This window comes from Xanthomonas prunicola, assembly GCF_002846205.1.
Classification (GTDB): Bacteria; Pseudomonadota; Gammaproteobacteria; order Xanthomonadales; family Xanthomonadaceae; genus Xanthomonas; species Xanthomonas prunicola.
In genome coordinates this window covers 1-692 of record NZ_PHKV01000071.1, presented here as the reverse complement: position 1 = coordinate 692, position 692 = coordinate 1, and the positions used below count along the sequence as shown (strand labels likewise).

Here is a 692-nt window from a genome sequence, read left to right as displayed (position 1 = left end):
AGCGCGCTGGCGGCCTGCCCACAGATCGGTATCTCCGGCCATTTGCCCAGCGCGTTGAGCGCGTTGGCCACACCTTGCGGGTCCAGATCCTTGCGCAACTCGGGATCGTCGACCACGCGTTCGGCCAGCGCACTGGCGGCGGCTGCACAGACCGGGGTGTCGAGCCATTTGCTCAGCGCGTTGAGCACGTTGGACACGCCCTGCGGGTCCAGGTCCTCGCGCAGCTCGGGGTCGTCGGCGACCCGCTCTGCCAGCGCACTGACGGCAGCCGCACAGACCGGGTTGCCGGGCCATTTACTCAGGGCGTTGAGCGCGTTGGACAGGCCTCGCGCGTTCAGGGCCTTGCACAACCCGGGGTCGTCGGCCAGCCGCTCGGCCAGTGCGATGGCGGCCGCCGCACAAACCGGTATATCGGCCCATTTGCTCAGCGCGTTGAGCGCTTGAATCACGTTGATGGGGTCGAGGGCCTTGCGCAAGCCGGGATCGTCCACCAACCGTTCGGCCAGCGCACTGGCGGCCGCCGCACAGACCTCGTTGTCGGCCCATTTGCTCAGGGCATTGAGCGCGTTTCCCAGTTCTTGCGGCTTCAGTTCCTTGCGCAATCTGGACTCGTCGGCCAACCGCTCGGCGAGCGCGCTGACGGCATTCGCGCAGTCCTGCGAGTCGGGCCATTTGCACAGGGCGTTGAGCGC

The 692-nt window shown here is 67.5% G+C and carries 1 protein-coding gene; it reads right to left on the bottom strand.

The genetic code is table 11. From position 1 onward, the window contains the following. The coding region (locus XpruCFBP8353_RS23085; protein ID WP_133125723.1) for a hypothetical protein at positions 1-692 on the bottom strand (692 nt) is incomplete at both ends.